At 69.1% G+C, this 22,394-nt stretch carries 18 protein-coding genes; 10 read left to right on the top strand and 8 right to left on the bottom strand.

From position 1 onward, the window contains the following. A partial coding sequence (locus ACGFMK_RS44575) for an endo-1,4-beta-xylanase (RefSeq protein ID WP_392776617.1) occupies positions 1-404 on the bottom strand: 404 nt, incomplete at its 3' end. Positions 405-661: 257 nt separating this feature from the next. Next, positions 662-2,116: a non-reducing end alpha-L-arabinofuranosidase family hydrolase gene (locus tag ACGFMK_RS44570; protein ID WP_392776614.1), complete on the bottom strand. Its 1,455-nt coding sequence runs from the start codon at positions 2,114-2,116 to the stop codon at positions 662-664. Positions 2,117-2,447: 331 nt separating this feature from the next. Between ACGFMK_RS44570 and ACGFMK_RS44565 the strand changes: the two genes are divergently transcribed. Then, positions 2,448-3,317, top strand: coding sequence for a DUF3616 domain-containing protein (locus ACGFMK_RS44565; RefSeq protein ID WP_392776610.1), 870 nt, complete (start codon positions 2,448-2,450; stop codon positions 3,315-3,317). Here ACGFMK_RS44565 and ACGFMK_RS44560 read toward each other — a convergent pair whose 3' ends face one another. After that, positions 3,318-4,985, bottom strand: a complete 1,668-nt coding sequence (locus ACGFMK_RS44560) for a CotH kinase family protein (RefSeq protein WP_392776607.1) — start codon at positions 4,983-4,985, stop codon at positions 3,318-3,320. A 265-nt stretch (positions 4,986-5,250) separates the two neighbouring features. Between ACGFMK_RS44560 and ACGFMK_RS44555 the strand changes: the two genes are divergently transcribed. Continuing rightward, positions 5,251-5,850, top strand: coding sequence for a hypothetical protein (locus ACGFMK_RS44555; protein WP_392776604.1), 600 nt, complete (start codon positions 5,251-5,253; stop codon positions 5,848-5,850). 45 nt (positions 5,851-5,895) lie between these two features. On the opposite strand, the gene ACGFMK_RS44550 is transcribed toward ACGFMK_RS44555, so the two are convergent. From ACGFMK_RS44550 to ACGFMK_RS44540, 3 genes are all read right to left on the bottom strand, one after another. After that, on the bottom strand, positions 5,896-7,557 hold the full coding sequence (locus tag ACGFMK_RS44550; protein WP_392776601.1) for a SulP family inorganic anion transporter: 1,662 nt from the start codon (positions 7,555-7,557) through the stop codon (positions 5,896-5,898). Further along, positions 7,554-7,964, bottom strand: a complete 411-nt coding sequence (locus ACGFMK_RS44545; RefSeq protein ID WP_392776598.1) for an ArsR/SmtB family transcription factor — start codon at positions 7,962-7,964, stop codon at positions 7,554-7,556. The genes ACGFMK_RS44550 and ACGFMK_RS44545 overlap by 4 nt, the downstream gene beginning before the upstream one ends. A 90-nt stretch (positions 7,965-8,054) precedes the next feature. Further along, complete coding sequence (locus tag ACGFMK_RS44540; protein WP_392776595.1) at positions 8,055-9,386, bottom strand: low temperature requirement protein A; 1,332 nt, start codon at positions 9,384-9,386, stop codon at positions 8,055-8,057. Between the two features lie 757 nt (positions 9,387-10,143). Here ACGFMK_RS44540 and ACGFMK_RS44535 point away from each other — a divergent pair. The 4 genes from ACGFMK_RS44535 to ACGFMK_RS44520 all read left to right on the top strand — a co-directional run bounded on the left by ACGFMK_RS44535 (position 10,144) and on the right by ACGFMK_RS44520 (position 15,015). Beyond that, on the top strand, positions 10,144-10,491 hold the full coding sequence (locus tag ACGFMK_RS44535) for a helix-turn-helix domain-containing protein (RefSeq protein ID WP_392776592.1): 348 nt from the start codon (positions 10,144-10,146) through the stop codon (positions 10,489-10,491). Positions 10,492-10,837: 346 nt separating this feature from the next. Further along, positions 10,838-12,052, top strand: coding sequence for a PucR family transcriptional regulator (locus tag ACGFMK_RS44530; protein WP_392776589.1), 1,215 nt, complete (start codon positions 10,838-10,840; stop codon positions 12,050-12,052). Positions 12,053-12,204: 152 nt separating this feature from the next. Continuing rightward, positions 12,205-14,529 carry a molybdopterin cofactor-binding domain-containing protein gene (locus ACGFMK_RS44525; protein ID WP_392776587.1) on the top strand — a complete coding sequence of 775 codons (2,325 nt, stop codon included), beginning with the start codon at positions 12,205-12,207 and terminating at the stop codon, positions 14,527-14,529. Positions 14,530-14,538: 9 nt separating this feature from the next. Continuing rightward, complete coding sequence (locus ACGFMK_RS44520) at positions 14,539-15,015, top strand: (2Fe-2S)-binding protein (protein ID WP_392776584.1); 477 nt, start codon at positions 14,539-14,541, stop codon at positions 15,013-15,015. Between the two features lie 188 nt (positions 15,016-15,203). On the opposite strand, the gene ACGFMK_RS44515 is transcribed toward ACGFMK_RS44520, so the two are convergent. Next, positions 15,204-15,809, bottom strand: coding sequence for a PASTA domain-containing protein (locus ACGFMK_RS44515; RefSeq protein ID WP_392776581.1), 606 nt, complete (start codon positions 15,807-15,809; stop codon positions 15,204-15,206). Positions 15,810-15,835: 26 nt separating this feature from the next. Here ACGFMK_RS44515 and ACGFMK_RS44510 point away from each other — a divergent pair, with 26 nt between their 5' ends. The 4 genes from ACGFMK_RS44510 to ACGFMK_RS44495 all read left to right on the top strand — a co-directional run bounded on the left by ACGFMK_RS44510 (position 15,836) and on the right by ACGFMK_RS44495 (position 21,879). After that, the gene (locus ACGFMK_RS44510) at positions 15,836-16,168 is read left to right on the top strand and encodes a hypothetical protein (RefSeq protein ID WP_392776578.1); all 333 of its coding nucleotides are present in this window, start codon (positions 15,836-15,838) and stop codon (positions 16,166-16,168) included. A 106-nt stretch (positions 16,169-16,274) separates the two neighbouring features. After that, the gene (locus ACGFMK_RS44505; RefSeq protein WP_392776575.1) at positions 16,275-19,049 is read left to right on the top strand and encodes a hypothetical protein; all 2,775 of its coding nucleotides are present in this window, start codon (positions 16,275-16,277) and stop codon (positions 19,047-19,049) included. A 2-nt stretch (positions 19,050-19,051) separates the two neighbouring features. Next, on the top strand, positions 19,052-20,563 hold the full coding sequence (locus ACGFMK_RS44500) for a hypothetical protein (protein WP_392776572.1): 1,512 nt from the start codon (positions 19,052-19,054) through the stop codon (positions 20,561-20,563). Positions 20,564-20,709: 146 nt separating this feature from the next. Beyond that, on the top strand, positions 20,710-21,879 hold the full coding sequence (locus ACGFMK_RS44495) for a hypothetical protein (RefSeq protein WP_392776569.1): 1,170 nt from the start codon (positions 20,710-20,712) through the stop codon (positions 21,877-21,879). Between the two features lie 161 nt (positions 21,880-22,040). Here the strand turns inward: ACGFMK_RS44495 and ACGFMK_RS44490 are convergent. Beyond that, on the bottom strand, positions 22,041-22,394 hold a 354-nt coding region (locus tag ACGFMK_RS44490), incomplete at its 5' end, for an FAD-dependent oxidoreductase (protein WP_392776566.1).

The raw sequence follows: 22,394 nt of genomic DNA, 5'->3' as shown, positions 1-22,394 counted from the left end.
CAGCCGGGTTGCTGGGAGTGCCAGGCGAGGGTGTGGCCGCGGACCTGGGCGCCGTGGCTGATCGCCCAGTTGTAGATCTGGTCGCCGGCGGTGAAGGTGAACTGGTTCTGGTTGGGCTCGGTCGCGTCCGGTTTCATCTCGTTCTCGGGCGTGACCATGGTGAATTCGCGGGCGGCGATGGTGGTGTAGGCGGAGTTGCTGAGCTTTCCGGCGGCGATGGCGGTGCCGAAGTAGCGGCCGGACTGGGCGGCGGCGGCGCCGAGGGTGCTGGCCGCGGCGTCCGCACCCGGCGCGGTCACCAGGATGGCCGTTGCCGTGGCGACGGTGACGACTCCGGCCAGTACTCGACTGGTCGATGACCGCCACCACCGGCTGGTCCGCTGGTCCGAAGAACTTCTTGTCATCCGTGGACTCCTTCCGGACTCTCGTCCAGGAAATGGTCATTTTCACGAGCAGCAGAGCACGGGGCTTCTTCGGCGCGCAAAGAGTTTCGGTCGATTTTCGGACCGTTTCACCGGGCGGAAGCGAGGACAGCGAGGAACGATTGCCGGAGGCTTTCGCAACCCACGGCGAAACTCCCCGGCACCACGTCGGCCGGAGGGAACCCGGCCGGTGGACGGCCGGATTCCCTCCGGAGACGGTGCGGGGCAGGGGGAATCGGTCAGCGTTGCAGCGTCAGGACACCCGGACGCCACGGCAGCTGGTCGTAGGGGCCACTGGCACTGGGGGACTTGCCCTGGTAGAGCAGCTGCAGGTTGCAGGGGTCGACGGTCATGGTCTGATCCGGGTTGGTGCGCACCAGGTCACCGTGGCTGATGTCGTTGGTCCAGCCGGCGCCGCTGTTGGCCTTGCCCGCGAAGGGGTTGCTTTCGCTGGTGGACTGCGGGGTCCACGAACCGCTCAAGCTGCTGGCCGTGAACGAGCGGAAGTACCGGCCGTTCGCGCCGATCGCCTCGACGATCATGAGGTACTGGTTCTGGCCCTGGACCTTGTAGACCTGGACCGCCTCGAACAGGTTGTTCGTCGAGTCGCTCAGGACCGTCGTGTACGACGAGCCGAAGCTGCCCGGGAAGTTCCCGATCGGCATGCTCGCCCGGTAGATCTTGCCGTTGTCACCGGCGAAGAACAGGTACATGTTCGAGCCGTCGGCGATCAGCGTCTGGTCGATCGGGCCGGTACCGGAGCCGGAGATGCTGCCGGTGAACAGCGGTTGCGGCGACGACCAGCCGTTGGGGTTGGTGGGGTCGCTCGAGGTGCGGTAGATGAAGGGCCACGCACCCCACTGGTAGGCCAGCACCCAGATGTTCTTCGGCGCGAAGTAGAACAGCGTGGGCGCCACCGCGGCCTGGTTCATCCCGTTCTGGCCGGCCGAGGCCATGTCGGACCAGTTCGTGAAGGGGCTGAAGGCCATCGAGCCGTAGGTCGACCCCGAGACGTTCGACGCGTAGACGAGGTGCTTGCCGTTGTAGACGACGTTGGTGAAGTCCTTGAGCGAGACCCACCCGTTCTTCGGTGTCGCCAGGACACCCGTGGACGTCCAGCGGTACGTCGAGGGCAGGGAGCAGCTGCTGCCTCCGCCGGTCGTGGTCGTGGTGGTCGGCGTGGCCGACAAGCCCGTCCACTTCTGGTTGCCGCCGCCGTTGCACGTCCAGAGCTGCACCGCGGTGCCATTGGCCGTGCCGGCACCGGTGACGTCCAGGCAGAGCCCGGACTGCACCGCGACGATCGTTCCGTCGGAGTTCACCCGCCACTGCTGGTTGGCCCCGCCGTGACAGGTCCAGGTCTGCACCCGGGTACCGGCGGTGGTCGCGCTGCCGGGCACGTCCAGGCACTTGCTGCCGTACACCGTCAACTGGCCGCCGGACGTCGACGTCCACTGCTGGTTCGCGCCACCCGAGCAGTCGTAGATCTGCAGGGAGGCGCCGTCGGCCTGGCTGGCGTTCGAGACATCCAGGCACCGGCCCGAGCCGGTGCTCTGCAGTGCGCCGGTGACGTCGGCCGAGGCCGCGCCGGCTCCCAGGGTCACCGCGACCACGACCGTGGCCGCGACCGTCGTCGCGGCGGCGAGCGCGGCGATCCGGGAGCTGCTCCTGCGACTGATGTTTCCTCTGTTCATGGCACCCTTTCTCCCAGCCGGCCCCGGGGCCTTTCCGGATGCTCCCGCCGTTGCACGTCCGGATCGGCGTTTCGTGAGCGACATGGCTGTTATCGCTAACATACGTCGCGTCAGCCTGAGCGTCCGGGAGAAGCGTTGTCAACAAACGCGTCCGGGCACTCGGCGCCCCGGACGTCCGATCGGGCGGCCGGGCCACCTCAAGGCCACCGCCGCCAGTCCGCAGCGGAGGGCTGGACGGTGAAAGTTACATTCACGTGGCCGGAGCTCGGCGCAGCCGCGCTGCCCGGCCGTGACGGGCGCGCACACCGGAAACGAGGAATACACTCCACGCGTGGTCAAGCCGACTCCGTTCGCCGAAAAGAACGGCAAAGTGCCGTTCAACGCCTCCGGCGTGGCGGCAGTGGGCTCGCGCCGGTTCGTCTTCATCGACAACAAGGACCCCACCTCGTTGTTCGAGATGACGTTTGACGCGGACGCCGAAACAGTCGAGCGGATTCACCGGCGACGGCTGACCGGCTTGGGCAAGGGAGCGTTGCGGGATCCCGAAGGCTTGGCCCGGGTCGACGTGAACGGAGAGATCTTTCTCGTCGTCTCGTCCTCCCTCTGCCGATCAGGGCAAGGCCGGATCGACGACGGTCTGGTGCGTGTGCGCTATCGTCCCGAGGGTAACCTGCACGCCGAGGCGATGGCCGGATTCCGCGCCTGGTTGCTCGCGAACGAGCCCACGCTCGCCGCAGCCGGCCGGCGGGAGCCGGATGCGGGCGGGCTGAACGTCGAGGGTCTCGCCTGGGACCCACGTGCGAACGCGCTCTTGTTCGGTCTGCGGGGACCGGCGACCCCCGGACGGGTCTCGGTGATTCAGGTCCCCGTCGACGCCGGTGGCGCCGCCTGGACGACTGCGTCGCTGGGATCTCCGGCAATGGTGTACGTCCGGGTGCCTCGATCGTCCACGGCCGTGGGGATCCGCGATATTTCCCACGACGCGCGGACCGGCGACTTCCTCCTTCTCCTCGGCCGTTCGACCAGCCGGGACGACGAGCCGTTCCGGCTCGGCAGGTGGTGCCGGGGGAGCGAACACGTCCAGGTGCTCGGCACCGTCTTCCACCGGAGCGCGAAGCCGGAGGGCGTCACGACGTTCTCGATCGGCGGTGCGCACAAGATCCTCGTCGTCGACGACTCCGGCGGTTATGCGGTCCTGTGATCAGGAGAAGTACAGCTTCGACGGTGCGGGATCCTGGTGGACCCGGGGTCTTCCGCCCGGTGTGGTGTCGGCACCGAAAGCCGCGCCCAGCGTGGTCCGGCTGCTCGTCAGCGTGAAATATCCGCTGAAGGTGAAGGTGTCGCCGGGCGGGTTGACGGGATCGGTCGGGGTGACCGAGAACTCGTCGGCGTGGTCGGTGTTGTCCGCCGCGGACGTGCACAGCAGTTCGTGGCCCTGGCTCGAAGTCGTCGTGCTCGCGTGGAGGAACTTGCCGGAGGCCTTGTTGGCGACCGACTTTCCCGTGCCGAGGTCGCCGAAGCACCACAGATCCGTGTCGTCGACGTTCTCGGTGCGTGGTCGGTGGATGACCTCGGAGTTCGCCGGGCCGGGGGTAGCCGCGGGGATGGTCTCGGTGGTGCTGGCGTGCATGCAGTCGTTGGTGACGTCGTCGCGGACGTAGGCGCCCTCGGTGCCCGGTAGGCCGCCGAAGAGGTAGCCGGCGGACACGGCGAGCCGGAGCTGCTTTCGTGCCGCGGTGACCTGCGCCGGCACGTCGGGCACGCCGAGGCCGGTCAGCACGGCTCCCATCTGTTCGAGCAGCGGCTTCAGCACCGTTTGCTGGGTCTTGCGATCGAAAACGGTGTCCCGGTAGCCCCGGATCCGGTCGACGAGTTGCGCGCGGCGGCCCGGGTCGTCGCGCACGAGCTTGGCGAGCAGGCCGCTCGTGTCGAGCTTGAAGTGCCGGCCGGGCTGCAGGGTCTGGTCGAGGCCCCACGGGATCATCTTGAAGTTGATGTCGTCCACGCCCGGCGTCGCGACGGCGGCGACGTCGTTGTAGACGTAGGTGTTGTTGGTGTTCCTGGAGTAGCCGTCCCAGTGCTTGAGGAAGAACTCCATCGCGTACAGCTTGACGAACTGGTCGAGGTCGAAGACCTGGTTCGCGCCGGCCAGCCCGTGCGCGGCGATGTGGTCGATGGCGAACCGCAGGTCGGCCTTGTCCTCGAACGCCGACAGCGACTCGACGCCGATGAAGTCGAACCGGGCGTCGACGAAGTCGTCCTGGTGTTCGAGTTCGTAGAGGTTCCCCTTCGTGGTGCCGAAGTTGCGTTCGATGTACCGCGGCATGATCGGTTCCGCGTTCACGAAGATTCCGGGACTGTTGACCCCCGCAACCCCTTGGCCGACGGGGACACCGTTCACGAGTACCCGGGCGAAGTTGCACCTCGAGTGGGGGAGCCCGGCGAGTTCGAACAGTTTGTAGCCGAGAGGCTGCCGGAGGTAGGACGCGTCCTGGACCGAGTTGTTGAGGGTCAGGTACTGCGAACCGATCAGGGCGCGGATCAGGGGTTTGCTGGCGTCGAGGAACTTCGCGAAGTCGAGGTGCAGGCAGGGCTTGTCGCTGTTCAACGAGCCGCAGAAGGATTTCTTCTTGATCCCCACGTCGGGGAACGTCGTCCGGTCGGGGAACTTCGTCCCGGAGATCTCGACCGATGTCGCCTTCCGCCACGTGTAACGGCTGCCGCCGGCCCAATCGAAGTTGCACACCCCACCGGCCGGTTGTTCGGTGCGCACGGCGTCCCAGTCGGATTGCGGTAGCACGATGTTGATCGTCAGCACATTGTCGATCTCGTAGAGGAGATCGAGTGCTTGTTGCTCCTGGTCGCTCATCGTCGCATCAACCCCTCGTGGGCGAAGGTCGAGAATGCCCTCGCGTTCGGAGTGTACGGCGGGTTTCGACCGTGCGGTGCGGCGAAGTTTTCAGCGTGACACTGATCGATTGTCGTTTCGACGACGGTGATTTTCGGACGTCTCGACGGCCGAGGCGGACCACTGTCGACGGATTGTCGACGGCGGCTGGCACCGTCACCGGGGAGAGCGGCACAGTCAGTAACCCACGATTCGGAGGACAACCGTGAAATTGCGCAGAATTCCCATGGCCGCCACGGCCGTCGGCGCCGTGACCTTGCTCGGCGTCGGAGCTTTGGTCACCACCCAGGCGGACGCCGCGGACAGCAGCATCGGTTTCGCCATGGTCCGCTCCGGCGTGGCCGCCAACGCCAACTGCCTCGCGGCGGCCGCCGCGAAGGTGCGGGTGGTGACGCACGGGCAGAACGAAACCATGACCTTGCGCGCGACCGGCCTGCCGGCCGACACGGACTTCGACCTGTTCATCACCCAGGTGCCGAACGCGCCGTTCGGTGTGTCGTGGTACCAGAGCGACCTGGAATCCGGCGACGACGGCACCGCGTCGGTCACCGTGATCGGCCGGTTCAACGTCGAAACCTTCGCGGTGGCACCGAACACCGCACCGGCGCCGGTGGTGCACCCCCAGGACGCGGCGAGCAATCCCGCGTTCGCCCCGATGCACACCTTCCACGTCGGCTTCTGGTTCAACTCGCCCGACGATGCCGTCAAGGCAGGGTGCCCCGGCACGGTCACCCCGTTCAACGGCGAACACAGCGCCGGAGTCCAGGCCATGAGCACCCGCAACTTCGCCGACGACAACGGGCCGCTGCGCCAGCTCGTGTCCTGACGCGTGGGTCCCGGCCCTCGAGGCCGCGGCCACGAGGTGGCGGAGTCACCGAGCGCGATCCGTGCGACGCACGTGGGACCGGGCGTGCGTCATCGCGTCTTCGAGCGTGGTGAAGAGGTGATTGCCGTGGCGGAGTTTGCCGAGGGCTCCGGTGGCGCTCAGCAGGTGCCGGTGGTGGTGCCGGACGACTTTGACCAGGACGGTGACACCGCCGGCCTCGAGTTCCTCGATGGTGTCGCCGAGTGCTTTCGCGCCCGTCGCGTCGAGGGTGTGCAGCCCGGACAGGCGCAGGACTACGATGTCGATGTCGTCGGCGGCGACCGCGGCGGCGATTTCGGAGAGGAGACGTTCGGACGCGCCCCAGAACAGGGCACCTTCGAACCGGAACACCGCGATGTGCTCGTCGCCGGCGGTGGCGGGGCCCGGTACGGGTTCGCGCTGGGCGTGCGCGGCGCCGGCGAGGTGCCGCAGGGCGAAGAAGGCGGCGACGAGCAGGCCGATCTCGACGGCGAGGATCAGGTCGGCCGCGATGGTGACGAGCGCGGTCGCGGCGAAGGTGATCGCGCTGGCGCGGCTCGCGCGGACGACTTCGCGGATCGTCGCGAGCGACACCATCCGGAAGCTGGTGACCATGAGCACGCCGGCCAGAGCGGCCAGGGGGATCCGGGACACGAGCCCGGTCGCGGCGTAGATCACCGCCAGGATGACCAGGGCGTGGGTGATGGCCGAGAACCGGGTCCGGGCGCCGGAGCGGACGTTGACCGCGGTGCGGGCGATCGCGCCGGTGGCGGGCATGCCGCCGAAGAGGCCGCTGGCGATCGAGGCGATGCCCTGGCCGGCGAGCTCGCGGTCCGGACGGGTCGGGCCGACCGGTGACCCGCCGCGGCTCATCGTCGCGGCCACGCGGGCGGAGAGCAGGGATTCGATCGCCGCCAGCGCGGCCACCGCGACGACGGCTCCGGCGAGGTCACGGATCACGCCGGGGGTGAACGACGGCAGGGCGGGGGCCAGCACGCTCGGCAGGCTTCCGATCCGGGGGAGTGGCGCGTGCAGGATCTCGGCGGCGACGGTCACCACCGTCACCGCGACCAGAGATGCCGGTATTCCGCGGTGCAGCTTCGGCAGTGCGAGCATGAGCACCGCGACCAGGGCCACGACGGCGGCCGCCCAGGCCGCGGTGGCCCCGGTCGCGGCGTGCGCGACCGCGGCCATCGCGGCCAGCAGCGGGTTTCTGCCCGGTGGCGCGGTCGTGCCGACGGACGAAGGGACCTGCTGCAGAAAGATGATGCAGGCGATCCCGACCGTGAAGCCTTCGACGACCGGCCAGGGAAGGTAGGCGACCAGCCGGCCGAGCCGGGCGATGCCGGCGACGAGCACGACCAGCCCGGCGAGGACGGCGACGACGGCCACCGAGGAAGCGCCGTGGGCGGCGACGATCGGGGCCAGCACGACGGCCATCGCCCCGGTCGGCCCGGACACCTGGACCGGGGACCCGCCGAACACCGCGGCCACGATCCCGGCCACGACGGCGGTGGCGAGCCCGGCCGCGGGACCGGCGCCCGAGCTGACCCCGAACGCCAGCGCCAGCGGAAGGGCCACGACACCGACGGTGACTCCGGCGAGCAGGTCCGCACGCAGTACCGGTGGACGGAAGTCGTAGTCGTCCCGTCCGGGGAGCAGCTCCCGCGCCGTCGCGAGGACGCTCATGCCCGGCGCGCGATCGCGTCGAGCACGGCCTGGGGACTCGCGCCGGGCAGCGCGGGCAGCTCGCGGGCGGCGGCCAGCCGGTCCGAGCCGGGGTGCAGGCTCGACAGCAGGAACGCTCGCGCCACCACGAGGAGTTCCGCCACCAAAGGCTGCGCGAGCCAGTATTCGACGGCGTTGCCGGTGCGGGTGGACACGACGACCCCGGTGCGGCGCAGGACGGCGAGGTGCTGGGACAGCTGCGAGGCTTCGCAGCCGGTGACCTCGAGCAGCCGCGCCACCGACGCACCCTCGTCACCGGCCGCGGCGAGCACCTCCAGAACCTGGATCCGGTGCGGATGGGCGAGACACTTGAACAGGTCGGCCTTGATCCGGTAGAGCGGCTCGGTCGTCCGGGACCTCGCGGGCATGGGCACCTCCTGGATTGATGACTCTATCAATCCATCAATCCGCGCTCGGAGCAGGTGCCCTCCCGCATCGGCCAGGTTCGGCCCGGCGGTTCACGCCCCGTCGGGCTGCACCTCGGGCTGGTCGCCGCCGACGGCGCGCAGGGTGTGCCGGAAGCCGACGACCTCGTGGCCGACCACTTCGACGACGGTGCCGAGGGCGATGAGGGAGACGACCAGGACCAGCCCGGTCAGGCCGTGGCCGTGGGTCAGGTCCAGTGGTTCGTCTCGGCCGAGCACGGCGCCGACGACGACCGCCGCCGCGACCGGCGAGAGCGAGGCCAGGAACAGTGGCACGTGGGTGAGGTCGTAGGCGTGCATCAGCACGCTCCAGGTGACGAAGATCGTCACCAGCGCCACCGCGACCGGCACGGCCAAGCACAGCGCCACCTGGAACAGCGACAGCTTCTCCTCCTGCACGGCCGCTGCCGCGACCCGCAGCCCGGCGCCGACCGCGGCGATCGCGCCGAACAGGGGGAAGTTCGCGTACCGCCAGGCGAACACCCGCCGCGGCCACCGGATCAGGATCGCCCGCGACGGGATCTGGAAGTAGGCCCACCACAGGGCCGACGCGATCGCCAGCCCGGCGGCGATGATCATCACCGCCGCCACCGACCAGCCGTTTTCCTGGACCAGCGTGCCCACCGTCACCGTGGTCGCCGCGATCACCTCGCCCAGTGTGATCAGCGTGAGCAGCCCGAACCGTTCCGCGAGGTGCCCGGCGTTCCAGGGCGCGTTGCCGAGCCGGCGTTCCAGCAGGACGGGCGCGGCCATCTCGGCCAGCGCCAGCACCACCAGCAGGAGCACGGTCGCCGGGAACGGCATCGGCAGGACGGCGACCAGGATCCAGCAGGCCTGGGCGGCGGCGATCGTGCACCCGTACGCCACGCAGATCCGCCGGTTTCCGGCGTCCTCCCGGGCTGCCCGCAGCCAGAGCAGGACCAGCGGCACCCGCATCACGAGGTACCCCACGATGACGAGGGTGTTGAGCGGGCTGTGCCCCTCTTCGACGGCCGAGAAGCCGGCCGGCAACCCGAAGGTCAGCACGACGACGCCGGCCATCTGCGCGATGGTGGCGACCCGGAACAGTGCGTCGTCGTTGCCGTACGCCGAGGTCAGCCAGGTGAAGTTCAGCCACGCCCAGGTGACGGCGAAGATCGCGAAGAGGTAGGCGCCGATCGCCGGCAGCGGTGCACCCGCGACCAGGTGGTGAGCGAGCTGCTCGGCGGCCCCGGCGAACGCGATCACGTAGGTGAGGTCGTACAGCAGTTCCAGTGGCGCGGTCGATCGGCTGGTGTCACCGGCGTCGCGAGCGGGCATCGGCCGCAGCCGATGCCGGAGATCATCGCGCAGGTCCCGCTTCAGCGCCTCGTCCGGCTCGCTCATCGCCGCTCCGTTCCTGGCCTCGGGCCCGGTGGGCGGCCTCGCGAAGTGTCTCTTGAAGAACCGGTGCGTGCCACTCGTTCGGCTGACTCAGAAAATCTGTGCTGACGGGAGTAGACATTCGCCGCCGGGTGTGTGTAGTGTTCTGCTCATACCGAGAGAGACAACGTCAAGCAGGCGCGGGAGATGACGAAACTACCCGCGAGGTGAGACAAGACGGTCAGGCAGCGCGGAGCCGATCACGGAACAAGGTTTCGGCTGGTGACCGGAAGCGCAAGGCAAGGCGCGGGCGGAGCAGGTGTGCTCGCGAAGATCAGCAGTGTGTAGTCAGTGCAAGTAGCAAGTAGCAGTTGTGGTTGTGCAGGACCGGTCAGGTGGCCGGAGCCGATCAGTGAACGGGGCTCCGGGCAGTGACCAGCGGCGTCAGCGTGCTGGGACCGATCAGGGAAAGGGTCCCCGCAGTGTCGCTCGCAGCAGGTGAAGTAGCAGTACCAGGTAAGTGGAAAGCACAGGAGAGAAGGGAACGGAACCATCATTGGATCGCCCGCAGCGGCTGGGTAACGCCGCGCGGGTGCCGCAGTTCCATCGAGTTCGGAGGTGGTGCTCGGTCACGAGTAAGCGATCCCCGTTTGGTCCGGCTGTTCGCCGGACGCGGGTGCAGGAAGCCGGCGGTCGCGTCGGTTGACAATGGTGTAACCCAACCCTTGAGGACCCCGGGTGCCGCAGTGGCACCCGGGGTCCTTTGTGATGCGGAGGCAGAGTGATTCCTGACCAAGAAGGACCGGCCACGCCCAGCGGGGCCGACAAGTTCGACGACGAGCACTACCCCGCCTACACGATGGGCCGGGCCGCCGACATCCTCGGCGCCACGCAGGGCTTCCTGCGCAGTCTGGGCGAGGCCGGCTTCATCACCCCGCAGCGTTCCGCCGGCGGGCATCGCCGTTTCTCCCGGCACCAGCTGCGCCTGGCCGCCCGGGTGCGCGAGCTGGTCGATCAGGGCACCGCCATCGACGCCGCGTGCCGCATCGTCACCCTCGAAGACCAGCTCCACGAAGCGCAGCAGCACAACAGGATGCGGCGCGACGTCGAAAGCAGCGCAGCCGACTGAGGGGAAGCGGCGGCAGCGGTACCTCGGCCGGGCTCACGGCAGCTGACGCGCCCGGCGGAGCGCCCGCCGTCGCTGCACAACGCCGGTCCGTGGCCGAGATGTCCTCTGTGGACAACGCGACCCGCGCCCGCCGGACCGTGCTGCGGGTGAGACGGGCGCAGATCATCACCCAGTGCCTCGCGAAGCGAAACTCGCGGTCGTTCCCGTCCCGGCTTGTCGAGGATCCGCGGCGAATGGCCGAGCGTCCTGAGGGGACATAGGCTCGGTCCCGCCTCACGCGATTCGTGCCGATCCGCACACCGGCCAGTGCCGAATCCCTGGACACGAGGCGACGATGGTGGGTGCGATGGCGGACGGGCAGAGGGAGACCGAGGACACCGCGCGGTCCTTGGCCACCAGTGTGCTGAGCGGGCTGGACGAGCTGACGGACGTCCTGGTCTCCGTCATCGGGGACCAGAATCCCGGCTACCAGCTGCTCGATGTCGTCCCGCGGGACGACCTGTGGCGCTCGTGCCACGACAACCTCCGGCGTGTCCTCCAGCTGGTCGGCCGTGGGGCCGACGGGGACGCGGAGGACTGCTACGACGCGGCCCGGGCGACCGGGCGGCGCCGGGCGGAGCAGCAACTGCCGCTCGACGACGTCCTGCGCTCGTTCCGGATCGGCGGACGCCTGGTCTGGCAGGCGCTGACCGACCAGGCCCGGGCGACCGGCCACGTGCTCGACGACGCGATGCTGGACCTCGCGACCCGCGTGTGGGAGGTCGTCGACGCCATTTCGGCTCAGGTCGCCCTGGCCTACCACGCGGCGGAGCGCAGTTTCGTCCGCGCCGACGAGCAGCGCCGCGCCTCGTTGTGGGAAGGCCTGCTCCAGGGGCGCGCGGTCGACGCCGGGTTCGCCTACGAGGCTGGCCGGACGCTCCGGCTGCCCGTTTCGGGCCCGTACGTCGTCGTCGCGGCGGCCGGCTCGGGCGACGACGAAGCCACGGAGCCGCTGGGCACCGCGCTCGAGGAGCGCGGGTCCGCGTCCGCCTGGCAGTCGCGCGCCGACGTGCTCGTCGGCCTGGTCTCGCTGCCCGGGCGCGATGTCGCGGGCGTGGTCGCGGCCGTCGGCTCGATGCTGGCCGTGCAGGCCGGCGTCTCCCTGGTCGTCGACGGCCTGGCCGGTGTGCACGTCGCCTACCGCCAGGCCGTCCTGGCGATGCGGACCGTGCCCCCGGGCCGGGTCGAGGTCGTGTGCCTGGCCGAACGGCTGCCCGAGGCGCTGCTGCTCAGCTCGCCGGAGCTGACCGAGTCGCTGCAGCAGAACTGGCTGCGGGGTCTGCTCGACCTGGGCGGCGACGAACGCGACCTGCTCCTGGAGACGCTGTCGACGTGGGTGCGCACCGGCGGGTCGGCGACCCGGTCGGCGCAGGTCCTGCACTGCCACCGCAACACGGTGCTCAACCGGATCCACCGGATCGAAGGGCTGATCGAGCAGCGCCTGACCGGCGGTGATCTGTCCTTGGAGCTGGCTCTCGTCGTCCGCGCGCTGCCGTTCCTGCCGCCACCACGTGTGCCGTGACGAGTACTCACTGTGCACGGTGCACAACGACACTGGGCCAAATGTAGGCACCCAGCTCCTTCATTCGGCGGCGTGATCTGTGCAACACTCCGGCCGGCGGTGCTCCGGCCCGCGCTTCTCCGACACCGGCGTTCGAGAGGAACCAGCCGCTCATGCCCCACCACGTCCCCGCCGAGCAGCCGCCCGAGCCGCGCACCCTCGGCCGCCGCCGTTTCCTCGGCTTCGTGCTCGCCGCACCCACGTTGGCCGTCGCCGCGCAGATCGGTGTCGCCGAACTCGCACCGGGCGAGGCCGAGGCGTCCATCCCGTCACTGCCGCAGCCCGAGGACATCTTCGACCTCGGCGACCTGCAGAACGTCGCCGCGCTGCCGACCTCGGGGCTGATCACCGTGCAGGTCGGCGCCGACGGCCGCGCCGCCTTCGCGGTACCCCGGGCCGAGGTCGGCCAGGGCATGACCACCGCCGTGGCGATGATGATCGCCGAAGAGCTCGACCTGCCGCTGGACAAGATCGACGTCACCCTCGCCGACGCCCGGCCCGAGCTGCTGATGAACCAGCTCACCGGCGGCTCCAACTCGATGCGCAGCATCTACACCCCGGTCCGCACCGCCGCGGCGATCGCCCGGCAGCGGCTGCTCGCCGCGGCCGCCGCCCAGTGGGGCGTGCCCGCGTCGCAGCTGACGACGTCCGACGGCTTCGTCCGGCACACCAGCGGCCGCCGCGCGGACTACGGCTCGCTCTCGAAGGCCGCCGCGTCCGCCACGACGATCAGCGTGGTCGCCACGCTGAAGGCCCGCTCGGAGTTCACGGTCCTGGGCACCCCGCAGAACCGGCTCGACGCCCACGCGGCGGTCACCGGCACCAAGCAGTTCACCCTCGACATCGACGTCCCGGACGCGCTGCCGACGATGGTCGCGCGGCCGCCGACGATCAACGGCACGCCGCGGTCGATCCTCAACGCGGCCGAGGTCAAGGCGATGCCGGGGATCACCGACGTCGCCGCGATCTCCCACGGCGTCGCGGTGCGCGGGCGCACGTTCGGCCAGTGCATCGACGCGATCCGCGCGCTGAAGGTCACCTGGGGACCCGGCACGGTCGACGGCGAATCCGACGCGACCGTGCTCAAGAAGCTCAAGGCCGCCCAGCTGCCCATGACCGTGCCCGGCCTGCTCGACCAGTACATCGACGCGGAGTTCACCTTCGCCGCCGCCAGCAACAGCCCGCTCGAGACCGGCGCCGCGATCGCCGACGTCCGCGCGGACCGCGCGGAGATCTGGTCGTGCCTGAAGGTGCCGATCGTCGCGCAGGAGGACATCGCCAAGCAGCTGGGCCTGCCGCAGGACGCGGTGAAGGTGCACGTCACCCAGGGCGGCGGCTCGTTCGGCCGGCACCTGTTCCACGACGCGGCCGCCGAAGCGGCGGAGGCGTCGCAGAAGATGGGCAAGCCGGTCAAGCTGATGTGGTCGCGCACGGACGACTTCCGGCAGGGCCGCATCCACCCGATGTGCGTCTCGCGGGTGCGGGCGACGTTCCTGCTGGGCAACGTGATCAGCTTCGAGCAGCGGCACACCAGCGTGCAGACCGAGTTCAGCCACGGGCTCGGCGAGATGCTGACGGCGTTCGCGTCGCGGCTGCCGATCGCCGGGAACCTGAGCTTCGCCGAGTCGATCTTCCTGCTGAGCCAGTCCTCGCCCTACAACTTCGGCGTGACCACCCAGCTGCTCAACGAGATCCCGCTGAAGTTCAACACCGGCAGCATGCGCAACATCTACTCGCCCAACGTCGTCACCGCCGAAGAGCTGGTCGTCGACCAGCTGGCGAAGAAGTTCGGCAAGGACCCCGTCGCGTTCCGCCGCGAGTTCCTCAAGGACGACCGGCTGCGCGCGGTCCTCGACAAGGCCGCGCAGGCCGGGAACTGGGGCCGCGCGATGCCCGCCGGCACCGCGCAGGGCATCGCCCTGCACGCCGAGTACCGCGGCGCGGTCGCCGTGCTGGTGGAGATCGACTGCCGGCCCGAAACGGTCAACCGCAAGGTCCCGGACGCGGTCACCGGCCCCCGGGTGACGAAGGCGATCGTGGTGGTCGACCCGGGCTTCGCGATCAACCCGCGTGGGCTGGAAGCCCAGATGATCGGCGGGCTCAACGACGGCATCGCGATGTGCCTGACCTCCAGCGTGCACATCAAGGACGGCATCCCGCTGGAAGGCAGCTGGGACAACTACTTCTACACCCGGGAGTGGAACACCCCGCCGGAGACCGAAGTGATCGTCATGCCGAACACCTCGGCCAGCCCGAGCGGGGCCGGCGAGCTGGCCGTGGCGCCCTCGTTCGCCGCGGTCGCGTGCGCCTACGGCCGGGCCGTGGGCAAGATGCCGACCTCGTTCCCGATCAACCACGGCACGCTGAGCTTCGAGCCGTTGCCGCTGCAGCCGTCCACGCCGCCGTCGCCCACCGACGGCCTCGACCACGCCTTCTAGGAGCCAGCCGTGCCTCAACACACTTTCAAGGTCAACGGCCGGCAGGTCACCGTGGACGCCGACGACGACCTCCGGCTCCTCTGGGTGCTGCGCGACCTGCTCGGGATCACCGGTCCCAAGTACGGCTGCGGCCTCGACGTCTGCAAGGCGTGCACCAGCCACATCAACGGGAAGGCGTTCAACCCCTGCTCGGTGCGGGTCGCCGACATCAAGGACACCGACGAGATCACCACGATCGAAGGCCTGCCCGCGACGGTCGGCAAGGACCTGCACCCCATGCAGGAAGCGTGGCTGCAGATGGACGTCGCCCAGTGCGGCTACTGCCAGCCGGGCCAGATCATGGCCGCGGTCGCGAAGGTCAAGCAGGCCACCGCCGCAGGCCGGGAGATCACCGACGCCGACCTCGACGAGATCCGCAACATCTGCCGCTGCGGCACCTACGCCCGGATCCGCGAAGCGATCAAGGAAGGCGCGAAGAGCATGTAGGTGTTGCGAACGGCAGCCGTGGGGGCGTCGCCCGCGTTCTCCTGGTCCAGGACTTCGGTTCGGCCAGGTGTGCGCTGCGGGCGGCGCCGTTCCCGTTCAACCGGCTGCCGGAGTAGCGCCGGCGGCGCGCCTGTTCCGCCGGCGCACGACCCGCCACCCGGTGGTCTGCGGCAGTTCTGCGGCTTCCGTCACTTCGACGCCGCAGGCGAGAATCCGACCGTGACGGTCGCACCCTTGACCACCGTGCCGGACCCCGGCGGATGTTGGAAAGCGACGGTCGCGGTGTCGGTCGCCGGTCTTGCGGCCGGGTCGACTTCAAGGCGGAAGGACGTCCTGCTCATCGTGGTCGTCGCCTCGGTTTCGGTGCTTCCCAGGAGATCGGGGATGGTATCGGTGCCGAACGTGGCGTGGAGGATGTCCTGCCGGGCCTGGTCCGAAGACTTGGAAGCGAAGTAGTAGGCGACCACCGTGCCGGTGCTGGCGGCCAAGGCGCCGACGAGCGTGCTGCGCAGGCTGGAATCGTTGATCGAGAACGCGTACGCGCAGAAGATGAGCAAGCCTGTCACGAGAACGATCGCCAGCCAGCTGCGCACGACACTGGCATTCACCGAGCGCTGTGCCGTGTTGGGAGTGGTACGGCGCGCCCATACGATGATCGCTCCGGACGCCGCGATCACGACGGCGAGTATGCCGATCGCCTGGAGGGTCTGAGTTCCGGTCAAAGCGCTCGCGGGTGCGTCCGTTGCCGCTGGCGCCGCGGCCACGACGATCCAATTTGTCGTGATCGGATTCATGTCGTGCCTCGTTCCGTCGAGTCGCTGTGTCCTTCAAAGTGACGAAGGCTTGCGAAGCAATCCGTAAATCGAGCACCGGTGTATCGGTGTTTCCGATCTGCCGAAATCTCACTCGAACGGCTCAAGTCGTCAGGATTCAACTGAAATACGGATCCACGAATTTGAAAGTATCCACCTTTCCGGATCTTGATCCGGCGGGACCGGTCGGAACGCCCCTGGTGTTCTTGGTCGCCTCAAGGCATTCTGTCACGGTCGGGGGAGAAGATGCGGGAAAGGGGAGATCTTTGTCGCTTACCGATGAGATGCGGCGGGAAATCTCGATTCCGGTCGTTCTGCTCGGTTCCGAATCTGTCGATTGAGTGCTGCCCCGCGGTGCGGGTGCGGTCAGCGTGAACTTGCGGCAGATCCGCTTGATTCTGCCGGCCGGATGATCGGCCGGCGATCCGATCTGTTCAGGAGGTTGACATGACGGACATCTACGCACTGCGAGCCGTGCGCGCGCCGCGCCGAACCGAAGCGGCCGACGACTCGACCCTGGCCACCGAATGGTCCGAGGTGGATCCGGACATCCAGACTCACGTCGAACACCGATGGTGGGGTGGCACGGAGTTCGTGCCCCAGCTGCGCGATCTCGTCGCGAACACGGAGAACCCGGCCGGACAGGCTCCTGCTCTGGCCGAAGCCTTTCTGCAGAGGCCCACAGCGGTCACGTTGCCCACCTTGCGCGGTGGCGTCGACCCGGCTGCCACGATGCCGGGTGAGGACGGCGGTGAACCGGTGCCGATCCCCGGCCAGCCCGGCCTGGCGATGATCGACCGGTTCGACCGGTGGCTGGTCACGCAGGACAACGAGCCCGAACCGGCCGATCTCGACCGCTGGCTTCGTGATGCGGCGACACAGCGGGCCGCGGATGCTCCGCCCGGCATCGACGACGGTGATCAGCGGGACGATCAGGAACGTCCCCTCCTGGAAGCCCGCGGCAGTCTCCACGGATTGCTCGGGGCAACGTGGTCGCGGTTGGTGGATTCCCTGGCCGCGGCGCTGCTGTTGCCACTGCAGGGTGAGCTGGCGCAGCGTCTCAACCGGCTGCTGCTGGTCGCCGGATTGGTCGAGCGCCGCTCGTCCTACCGACGGCCGTTGACCGCGCAGGAGATTTCACAACTGCTGGCGTGCCGCACGCCATTGCTGCCCGATCCGCCGTTTCCCGAGGTTCTGCCGCCCGACCAGGTCGAGCTGGTCCGGCGAGCGACGACCAGCGACCTGTTCGTCGTCCGCAAGGAGTGGCGAGGGTACGTGGCGGACGAGATCGCCGACATCCGGAACGTGATGGCCGGTGAACACCATGACACCCGGTTCATCCGGATCGACGAGGCCGAAGTCGTCGAAACAACCAGTTCGTCGACCGATTCGACCAGTGAGTCGTCGTCGGAGAATTCGGACGAGTCGACGTTCACCGAGCAGAGCAAGCGGGAACTCGACCTGGCGATCAACGCCAAGGGTCAGGTCGACGTCTCGGCGCAGTACAGCTCGGTGAAGCTCGACGTGTCCGCCGGGTTCTCCGCCGACTTCTCGCTGAAGGATTCGACCGACCGGACCACGGAGATCGCGAAGAAGGCGATCGCACGGGCGGCGTCGAAGATCGAAACCCAGACCCGGCAGGAACGGACCCGCCGGACGCTGACCCGGACCGAGCTGCGCGAACAGCACAAGCTCGACAACCCGTCCGCGGACCACGTCCGGGGCGTCTACCGGTGGGTGGCACGGGTGGACCGGTTTCAGGTCTGGCGCTACCCGGACCGCCTGCAACTGGAGTTCGAAATCCCGGAACCCGGGCGGTACCTGCTGGAGCAGCTGGGCACCACGCCGACGCGCACGGGCTCGGTCGGCAAGCCGCCGGATTTCGTGCTTCCCGAGGGCGGGATCACGCCGGAGAACTACCTGGGACTGGCGGCCACGTACGGGGCGACCGGGATGCCGGAACCACCGCAGCCGACGGTGGGGACCGCTGCCGCGCTGGCCCTGATGGCCAAGGACGCCGGCACGGCACCGAGCGCGGACTATTGGAACGCGCCGGTCCTCGCTCAGTCCGTGGAAGTCGCGGTACCTCCCGGTTACGCGGTGACCGCGATCAAGGCCAATGTCGAGGTGACGCCGTTCCACGCTATCTGGGAGCGGGAGACGTCGGCGCACGGCGGCTACGACCGCCAGGAAGCACTGCACACGATCACCGCGACGGTCGCCGCCGGCGACCAGATGATCTTCGACAGCCAAGCGGGGCCGGGTGGCGGCACGAACAGCATCATGTCCTCGGGTGCCCAGGACCACCTCGTGCAGTTCCTGGACGGGCACCTGCACCACGCCGGTGCCGAGCAGGCGCTCGTCCACCCGGTCGTCGTGAAGCTGCCGATCTCGGTGTGCCTGGTCGGTGCCTGGGCCGGCAACGTGGGCGTCGACCTGAAGTGTGAGCTGACCCAGCAGGCGAAAGACGCGTGGGTGCAGAGTGTCTACGACGTCGTGCGGGCCGCCTACGACACCTGGCTTCGCGAGTGGCGTGCCGAACAGGCGATGGCGGGAAGTCCCGCGACGCTGGCCGAACGCTCTCCGGCTCGCAACGCGGAGATGATGCAGCACGAAATACGCCGGCATGTGGTGACGTGGCTGCTGGGGGAGTCACCGTTCCTCGGCCGGAACGCCGTCCCCGCCAAGGCGGTACCTCCCGCACGCGACAACACGCCGGACATCAACATACCCGCCGCGCTGGACTCGGCCGACAGCATCCAGTTCCTCGAGCAAGCGCTGGAGTGGGCCAATCTCGCGTGGGTCGCCTACCCCTACTACTGGGCAGGTCGTGACCGCTGGCCGGACCTGATGGACCTGGAGACCGCCGATCCGGACCTGGGGACCTTCCTGCGCGCGGGATCGATCCGCGTCGTCGTCCCGGCCCGGATCGGGTTCGGCGCGGCCGTCCTGCACTGGCTCACCTTCCGCCAGCCGTGGCTCGGGGGTGGGTGCGCGCCCGTACCCGGCCGGCCGATGTACCTGTCGGTCGCCCGGGAGATCCGTGACCAGATGATGCCCCCACCGGACGGAGAGCCCGGCGACAGCTGGGAGGTCGCGCTGCCGACGACGTTGCAGTGGCTGGACGACAAGGCCACCGGTCTGCCTCTCAACCCGATGGGCCGCCTCGGAAAGCCGCCTCACGAACCACCTGACCCACTCCTCGGTGACGGCAAGGCGTAGCGATGGCCGAGACGGCCGACCTCGTCGTGCAAGTGCCCGGTGAGGTGACTCCCCTGGCCGGTGGGCCCGCGGTCAAGCCACTGACGATCAACCTGGCGGTCGCGTTCGCCGACACCCGCTCCATCCAGATCGACGTCACCGAAGCCGGGATCGGCGAAGTAGCGGACACGCTCCACCGCGTCGGCGGGGAGGCACTCGTCAGAGAATTCAGCCACGCACTGGGAGACAGAACGCGGGGCGCTTCCTACGCCGAGGCGGTCCGCGCAGCGGAGGCGCTCCGGATCCTCGAGCGGCACTCCACCTTGCTGCGGGCCGAGTCGATCACCTACCTGGAGGCGCTCGACGTGGCCGCCCGGCAGCTGTTCGAGTACGACCTGACCGTCGCCGCGGTCGAGTCGCGGCCGGAGAAGTTCGGCTTCGACGTCGACCAGGACGGCAACACCTCCGTCGCGGCCGACGGCCCGGACCACGACAACTACCGCCGGCTCCGGTCGGTGGTCGCCGGGCTGGACGCACTGCGCCGCAACGTCAAGCGGTGGAACTTCACCATTCCGCCGAACGCCCCCACCGCACGACGCCAGTTCGAACAGACCGCACTGGAGCCGTACACCGAGGGGCTGAAAGCCGCCGCGGAGCTGTACCCGGCGCTGGTCACGAACGTTCCGAAGCTGTTGAAGAAACTGGAAGGAGAGTCTTCGTCCGACATCGAGCGCTGGGAGGCCGATCCGGGCAACGAGACCCGGCTCGACGAAGTCATCCGCACCACCTTGCTCCAGGCGTTCAAGGACCTGCGGGAGACCCAGCCGAAGTACCGGGACAAGATCCTCTCCGGCGCCGACCGGGCGCTGGCCGCGGCCAGGTCGGCCGTCACCCGGTACTGGGACGACTCACCCGCTGAAGTCCTGGGGCAGCTGCACCCGTTGTGGAAACACCGGTTCCTGATCCAGTCCGCGCTGGAACAGCAAGGTTACCGGCCCGGTGACCACGGCTACGCCGTCGGCATCGACTCCCTCTACGCGGCGATGGCCGCCCAGGAACGAAGCCGGGCGGAAGCAGCCGACATCGACCGGATGCTCGGCTGGGCGTCGATCGGGTTCGGTGTGCTCACCCTGATCCCGGTGGTCGGTGAGTTCGCCCTGGTCGCCATGGTCGCGATCACCGCCATCCAGACGCTGGAAGAGGCCCAGAAGTACGCATCCGAAACGACCGCCCGCGAGGCCCTCGGGCAGCAAGCGGCCCGCTATGACGTTCCCGAGCCGGACGCGGTCGGCCTCCTCTGCAACGTTCTCTCCCTGACCGCGGACGTCGCCTTGCCGGTGGTCGGCAAGCTGCTCGGCAAGACCGTGCTTCGCCCGACCACGCGGGTCATCGCGGCCACCCGCGTGAAGACCGTGCTGAGCGCCGGACAGCACGCCACGAATCTGGCCGGCCTTCTGGTGTCGGCGAACGCCACCCTGGTCGAACGGGAACTGCGCCGCCTGCAGCTGCTCACACTGGAAACCGGGCGAAAATGACCGACTTCGTGCGAAAGCTCGAGAAGGCGGCGGAGGAGGCGGCAACACACGCGCATGTACCGCCGGCCAAGGTCGGACCCGAACCACCGGGGCACGCCGGCGGTGAGCTGCCCCACGCCCCTCCTGACGGAGCCGTCCCGGTCGCGGTGCGGACTGTCGTCGACCACGCCGCTCTCGAGCGGGCGCTGGAGGACGTCGGTGCGGCGCTCCCGGCCGGCGACTCGGCACGCCTGGTCGCCATCGCGGAGGAGAAGCTCGCCGGACGCGCGGTCGAAGCGCTCGGCGCCGGCGAACGCCGGCAGCTCCTCGACGCCCTGCGCGAAGAGCTCGTCAAGATGTCCCCTGGCGCGGCGCAACGGCAACGTGAGCTGCTCGCCGAAGCGAAAGAGATGTTCTCCGCCGAGCACGGCTCGTCGGTCGTCGTCTCGACAACCCCGGCGAAGGGAGGGACCTGGGTGTTCTTTCACGATGGCTCTCCGACGTCACCGGTGATCTGGGGCGAGTCGTTCTTCCCGAGGGAACCGGGGACGCCGGTTCCGGTGATACGACCGAATCCGAAGAAGGCCGGGCTTACGGGCCGTCCGACCTGGCGCACAGCGAGTGGCACGTTCGTGACGAAGCCGCCTCCGCTACCCGCCAAACCGGTGACGATTCCCAGCGGCCTGGACGCGGAGGCTCTCGAGAAGGCGCCGGACGCCGTGCTCAGCGAGGTCGCCCGAGCACGAAAAGCGGCCGTAGAGGCGGCCGAGAAGCAGGGAATGCCGGTCAAACTGACCGCGGCGCCGGGGACCCGCCGGGCGGGGGGACGGATCGCGACGATCACCAAGGTCTATCCGACGGTGCCCGGCGGAGCGTGGGACGAATGCGTTGTCGCCGAAGGGGTCACGGGACCTGAAGTCGCTCGTATGCCCGAGGCCGAGATGGACAAGGTCCTGCCGAGGATCGGAACGCTCACGGACGCCCCCGACCTGCAGGGCATGGCACGCATGCACGTGTACGGCCCGATATTCGGCGACGAGACCCTCGCCGGGCTCGCCTACGGACCGCACGAGGCGGCGAACCTGCTGGCGAGCGGCAGCACCGAAGGGTTCGCTCGCGTCGGTGCGAAGCAAACCGGACGGCTGAACGTGAAGGCCGGGACTCCGGTGACGGTCAGCCAGTACGTGAAGTACCGGCCGGTCAAGGGATCCCCGGCCGGCCGATACCCGTTCGTGGTGAGCGTGAAGTACGAATACACCCTGGAGTCGGGTTCCCGGGCGGTCGCGGTCATCGACATCTCGCCGAGGGGTGAGGTGACGTTCCACCTGGATCGCTGAGATCCAGGAGGGCCCGATCGCACCGGCGGGCACGACGTTCCGCTGTGTCGATCTGACCGGCCGGACGCCGGGCTGGTCACCGCACCGCAGGCGGAAACCGAAGACCGGGCCCGCGCCTGCTCAGGTCGGGGAGCCGGGGCGGACCCCCAGGCCGGCCAAACCTATGCGACGCCCAGGCGCTCAAAGGTGAACGGCCGCAGGGTGTCCGGCCGTTCACCGTCCAGGGCCCAGGTTGCGAGCGCTTCGCCGACGGCCGGGGCCAGCGCGAAGCCGTGGCCGCTCCACCCGGTTCCGACGAACACCCGGCCGGTGCCGGGTACCCGGTCGATCACCGGGATGAGGTCGATCGTGCTGGTGTCGGCGCGGCTGTTGTCGACCGCGAGCACTTCGGCGCCGGCCAGGGCCGGCAGGGTCGCCGCGGCGTCGGCGAGGGCGGTGCGCAGGACGTCGGGGTGGGGGGTGCGGACGGCGGTCGCCGGGTGCCAGCCGCCGGGGCGGCCTCCTGACAGAATCAC

This window comes from Amycolatopsis sp. NPDC049252, from assembly GCF_043197175.1.
Lineage (GTDB): Bacteria > Actinomycetota > Actinomycetes > Mycobacteriales > Pseudonocardiaceae > Amycolatopsis.
Note: the sequence above shows the minus strand (reverse complement) of the source record. Positions and strands in the feature narration are given on the sequence as shown.